This window comes from Mycobacterium sp. (genome assembly GCF_050701675.1).
Classification (GTDB): Bacteria; Actinomycetota; Actinomycetes; order Mycobacteriales; family Mycobacteriaceae; genus Mycobacterium.
This window is the reverse complement of the sequence record NZ_JBOGDD010001143.1, coordinates 1-5,620: the sequence shown is the minus strand read 5'-3', so window position 1 is coordinate 5,620 and position 5,620 is coordinate 1. Positions and strand designations below refer to the sequence as shown.

Genomic DNA, 5,620 nt, shown 5'->3' with positions numbered 1-5,620 from the left:
GGTTCCGGCTGGCCTCGAAACGCGCCACCGCGACAGTGTCGATGAGCACGACTCTATCCGGCATCACGTCGCGAGTGCTCTCGGCTGGTTGCCAAAGCGGTACTCGTGACCCGGCATTCCGAAGGTCGGGTGGCTCAGGCTCCAGGCGGCAGTCTGGAGGATTGCCGACTTGACGCGGGCGGCCGTCCGGCCGGTCAGTGCCCACGATTTCGATCGCGCGTCACCGTCGACCAGTTGGAAGATCCCGTCGTTGCGGCCGAGGCTGATGTGGTTGCCGACATACGACAGCGAGGTCGTCGAGATCTTGCGTCCGGTCCGGTCCCCGACGATCGCGGCCGTCGCCTGCATGCCGGTAGATCCCGCGGAAGCGCAGGACATCGGCAACGGCCTACCGTTCTCGCCGATGACGAAGGCGCTGTCACCGGCGACGTAGACATCCGGGTGCGAGACCGACCGCATCTGCCGGTCGACCGTGATCTGGCCGTTGGGTACCACCTCGAGGCCGCTGGCCGCGGCAATTGGGGGGACAGCGAATCCGGCGGCCCACACGGTCGCGTCGGAGGCGAAGGCGGTGCCGTCGGCGGCGACCGCCGCAGCCTCCTCGACGCGCTCGATGGTGGTGTCCTCGTGGACCGTGATACCGAACAGGTCGAAGGCACGCAGCAGGTGACGGCGGGCCTTCGCGCCCAGCCAGCCAGCCAGCTCGCCGCTGGTGGCGAGGCTGACCCGAAGTCCTGGACGGGATTCGGCGATCTCGGTGGCGGCCTCGATCGCGGTCAGGTTGCCGCCGACGACCAGCACCTTCCCGTCGTCGCCCAGTTCATCCAGGCGTGCGCGCAGGCGAAGCGCGGACGGTCGCGCGGCCACGTGGAAGGCGTGCTCGTCGACGCCAGGAATGCCGTGGTCGGCGGCGGTGCTGCCGAGCGCGTAGAGGAGGGTGTCGTATTCGATCCGGCCGACGCCCTCGCTGTCGGCGGCTGTGACAGTCCGGCGCTCGGCGTCGACGTTGGTCACCCGCGCCAGTCTTAGCCGGATGCCGGTGCCCGCGAACACCTCCGCCAGCGGCCGGTGGCGGAGATCCTGCCCGGCGGCGAGCTGATGCAGTCGCAGCCGCTCGACGAAATCGCGTTCGGCGTTGACGACGGTGATCTCGAACTCGTCGGAGTGGAGTTGGCGGGCCAGGTATCCGGCGCAGAAGGCTCCGGCGTATCCGGCCCCGAGGACGACGATGCGGTGCTGCATGGTTACTCCTGTCTGTTCACGTGCTCCCTGAACGAGACAGCCCATGAATTCCTGACAGCATCAACCAGTGACGTGGATCACCCCCGTGGCTCGCTGAGTGGACGAACCCCATTCCGAACCACGCTAGCCGCCCCAGCAGCACGGGAAACCCCGGCGCGATGTCACGAATGCCAGGGACGTTTAGCCAGGACAGCTAGGCACGAAAGGCCATAACCCGCAAGCTTGTTACGGGTTGGTCGCCTGCATCGACGCCGACAACAAACACGGCTTCGTACTTCAACCGTCCGGCAGCTGGGTCTTCTGAGCCGTCAGGCCAGGGCCGCCCGGTTGACGCCGTCCTCACCGGATTCCACGGTGATCGCGGCGCCGAGCGGATCGCCGTCACACATCAACGCCACCAGGTCGTCGTCCTCGGTCAGAGCCATGAACCGGCTGTCGTCGGCGTCGAGCCTGCCGATGATGACCCCGGTGCGCACCGGCCAGTCGTAGCGCACCGAGTAGGTCTCGACGACGCCGGGACCGTTGGCGTCACGGGTGACGGCCACCTTCGGTAGCGCGACGATTTCCGCCTGCAGTGCCTTGCTGCGGTCGACTACCCAGTCCGCCGGTTCGGTGGAGTAGACCCCCACCGAATACTTGCTCATGACACCGCCGTTGGCACCGACCAGACCGAACGCACCTGGCTTGTCCCGCATCTCGGCGACGGTCTCGGCGATGCCGTGCAGCGAGTAGCTGTTGCCAGGGCCCCCGAAGTACGGCAGGCCGCCGGTCAGCGTGAGCGCCCGATCGTCATCGGCGAGCCCGAACTCGTCGCACACCGCGAAGACAGGGAACGGAAAGCAGCTGTAGAGGTCGAACGTCGACACGTCGTCGATGCCGACGTCTGCGATCCGAAGTGCTTCTGTCACGGCCTGTTTCGCGGAGTGACTGACGTGCAGGTCGACGCGGTCCAACAGGTCCTGCTCGGTCTGGTCGGCGTGCCCACGCAGGTACACCCACTTCTCCTCGGGCACGCCGAACCTGCGTGCGGCATCAACCGACATCAACACCGCGGCCGCACCCTGGTTGACGGTGTCCCTGGCCACCAGCAAGCGAGGGTACGGGTCGCAGATCATCCGGTTCTCGTCGGTGACGGTCTCGACCTCCTCGACGGAGCGCTCCACCGGCGAGGACGAGAACGGGTTCTTGGCAGCCACTTTCGAGAACGGTGCGAAGAGCTCCGCCATCGATCGTCGGTAATCCTCGACGCCGACGCCCAGTCGGGCGCGTCGCGCGTTGTCCAACAACCCGTACTGCACGGGCGCGCCGGTCAGTCCGTGCTTCGCGGTGTACTCGCTCATGTATTGCTCGAACCCGTAACCGCGGTCCTCGAGCTGGCCGCCGACGTGCTCGGTGAAGTCCGGCTTGTCGAATTTCTCTCCCGTCGCTTCGCTCGCCCTGGCCCGACCCGCGAAGTACTTCGCCGTCGAGCCCGGTTCGGAACCCACGATCAGCACCACCTCGACCTCGCCTGCCGCGATGGCACCGGCGAACTCCGTCATCACCTTCTGCGGGCCGTTGCCGCCGATGGGTTCCAGCACCGCGCGCGCAGGGTTCGCGCCGACGCGCTGCGCCACCGATCGCAGGTAGTTGTCGGAGCAGCCGAGCGGTGGATCGGAGAACGGGGTGCAGATCTCGAACTGCCGCAGCCCGGCGAACACCTCGATCGCCTGCCCCACGCTGGCCCGGTCCGCGCCGGTATCGGCAAGCGCTGCGCGGACGGCCTCCGTCGCCAGATCCACGGCCGACATGCCGCGGTAACCGGCGTCGTCGATGCGCTCGGTGAACTGTCCGACGCCGACGATGACGGGGGTACGAGGATCTACCGGCATTACAGACCTCCTGGCGGGTGTTAATTCGTCAGGCTAACCGGTGGCGCCCGGTCCGACGCACCCAGGAGGACCGACAACCGACCTGATGTACAACCTATCCGCTGTACGTCATCTTTGACGTACAACATCTGCGATGTATGATTCTGGGATGTCGTGGCAAGTGCGACCCATGTCCCTGGTGGTCGGCGGCATCGTACGACCAGACGACGTCGTCGGCCGCTTCCGCGACGCCGAGTCGGTCCTCGCCACCCTGCCCCACAGCGGCGCGGTCCTCGTCGGGGACCGGCGGCACGGCAAGACCTCCCTGGCCCGGGTCGTCCAACGAAATGCGGCAGCAGCCGGCGCCGTCGTCATCGCCACCAGCGCGGAGCGGGAGACCTACGGCGAGTTCGTCGCAGCCCTGGCCAGCGAGCTCGCGAAGCTCGAACCGGCATGGGCCAGCGAATTGGCGAAACTCCGGTTGACGCTGACCGCGGGTCCGTTGAAGGTCGAGCGGGACGGGCGCGCCGCCGCCGCCCTCGACGAGCTGCTCGATCGCGCCGTTGACCGCTCCGACGGGCGCCAGGTCGTCCTCTTCATCGACGAGGTGACGGTCCTCGCTCGCAACCTCGAACGCCGCGAGCCGGGTGCGGGCGACAACTTCCTTCACGTGCTGCGCCGTTTCCGCCAGGAGCACGGCGGACGGGTCGCCACGGTGTTGTCCGGCTCCATCGGATTCCATCACGTATCGCCGGACGCTCCGAGCACGGTGAACGACATCCAGAAGATCGCGGTCGGACCCATCCGCTCCGACCACGCCGCCTTTCTCGCCGAATGCCTGCTACTGGGTGCTCGCGTCGATCCTGCGGCCGCACACGAGCTGGCGCCTGCGGTGGCCGCGGCGGCTGAGAACGTCCCCTACTACATCCAGCACCTCGTGCTGGCCGCGGTGACGAGATGGCGCGAGACGGGAACACTCCCCGACGCCGCCCAGGTTCCCGACCTGGTCACGGTTGCCATCGGAAGCCCCTCCGACCCTTGGGATCTCAGGCACTACCGGGACAGGCTGCGGCACTACTACGGTGACGATGCCCCCGCCATCGCTGGGATACTCGACATCTACGCGTACGCAACTGAACCGCTGGACGTCGAATCGGCTCTGGCTCGGGCCCGCAGCGAGGGCAGCGTCTTCACCGGCCACGACCAGCTGGTCTCGGTCATCGAACGCCTCGAACTCGACCACTACCTGCAGCGAGTGGACGGCTCCGATCGCTTCGCCTCGGCGTTGGTGCAGCGGGCGTGGCTGACGATGCGGCGATGACCGCGCAGCCGACGTTCACTCCGTCGGCGATGACGGCGGAGGATCTCGACGCCATCACCGTCGGGCGGGCAGCGCTGTTCGACGCCCTGGTGCGCAGAATCCAGGCCGCGGCGCGTGACGGGTCGAGACCCCACACCCTCCTCGTCGCCCCACGCGGTGGCGGAAAGACACACACCCTGCACGTCGTCGTGCATCGCGCCCTCACCGACAGTGCCACCGCGAAACGCGTTCTAGCCGTGCTCATTCCAGAGGACTCACTGGCAATTGGGTCCTATCTGGATCTATTGTTCGAGATCGCCCGCACGATCGGCGAAGACGTCGCCGACACCGCACGTACGCTGCGAGCAAGCAAGGACACGATCGGCATCGAGCAGCTGATCGAGGCCGCGGCGGGCGACCGGATGATTCTGCTGGCCATCGAGAACCTGGACCGGGTGTTCGACGCCATCGGCCAGACTGGGCAGGGCAGCCTCCGGGCCTGGGTCGAGACATCAACTGCGATAACGATATTCGCCACGTCCCCCGCATTCTTCCCAGGCGTCTCCTCGCGTTCCTACCCCTGGTACGGGTCGTTCATGGTGGAGACGCTCACCGAGTTCGACGTCGAAGAAGCGGCCACGATGCTGACCCGAGCTGCCCGCGCACGCGGCGAGGAGAAACTCGCCGAGTTCATCGCTTCCACGGACGGCACCGACCGCGTGCGGGTGATCCATCGCCTCATCGGCGGCTTACCTCGGCTGTGGCACATCCTGTCCGAGTGCATCGACGTCCGCTCCCTCGACGAGATGACACCCGCAGTGGAGGCACTCCTCGACAGGTTGGCGCCCTACTATCAGCAACGCCTCTGGCAACTGCCCGCCAGCGAGCAACGCCTCGTCGTCGAACTCGCCCGCGGGTGGCAAGCACGCACGGTCACCGACCTGGCCACTGCCGTCGGCGTCTCGAACCAGTCTGCGGCAACGGCATTGGGGCGACTCGCGTCGTCACGTTGGGTCACCTCCACCAAGGCGGCCGACGGAGACCAGCGCGCATCGTGGTACGACCTGACCGAACCTCTGCTGCGCTATCACCTGCTGTACCGCGAGGAGGGCGGACAGCAGTTGCGGCTGATCGTCGAACGCTTCGCCCAGCAGTCCTGAACGCCCTACAACCTGCGCCGAACGTGGATTACCCCCACGCATCTTTGAAAAATGCGTGGGGGTAATCC

At 66.9% G+C, this 5,620-nt stretch carries 4 protein-coding genes; 2 read left to right on the top strand and 2 right to left on the bottom strand.

Annotated features, from left to right (window positions below):
- Positions 1 to 63: 63 nt before the first annotated feature.
- Together ACRDUX_RS35395 and ACRDUX_RS35390 are read right to left on the bottom strand one after the other, a co-directional pair.
- Positions 64 to 1,242 (bottom strand): NAD(P)/FAD-dependent oxidoreductase, encoded by a 1,179-nt coding sequence (locus tag ACRDUX_RS35395; protein WP_526421282.1) that lies wholly within the window; start codon positions 1,240 to 1,242, stop codon positions 64 to 66.
- 308 nt (positions 1,243 to 1,550) lie between these two features.
- Positions 1,551 to 3,113: an acetyl-CoA acetyltransferase gene (locus ACRDUX_RS35390; protein WP_526421281.1), complete on the bottom strand. Its 1,563-nt coding sequence runs from the start codon at positions 3,111 to 3,113 to the stop codon at positions 1,551 to 1,553.
- Between the two features lie 169 nt (positions 3,114 to 3,282).
- Between ACRDUX_RS35390 and ACRDUX_RS35385 the strand changes: the two genes are divergently transcribed.
- Together ACRDUX_RS35385 and ACRDUX_RS35380 are read left to right on the top strand one after the other, a co-directional pair.
- Positions 3,283 to 4,413: an ATP-binding protein gene (locus tag ACRDUX_RS35385; RefSeq protein WP_526421284.1), complete on the top strand. Its 1,131-nt coding sequence runs from the start codon at positions 3,283 to 3,285 to the stop codon at positions 4,411 to 4,413.
- On the top strand, positions 4,392 to 5,552 hold the full coding sequence (locus tag ACRDUX_RS35380; protein WP_526421279.1) for a P-loop NTPase family protein: 1,161 nt from the start codon (positions 4,392 to 4,394) through the stop codon (positions 5,550 to 5,552). The genes ACRDUX_RS35385 and ACRDUX_RS35380 overlap by 22 nt, the downstream gene beginning before the upstream one ends.
- The last annotated feature ends 68 nt before the right edge of the window (positions 5,553 to 5,620 follow it).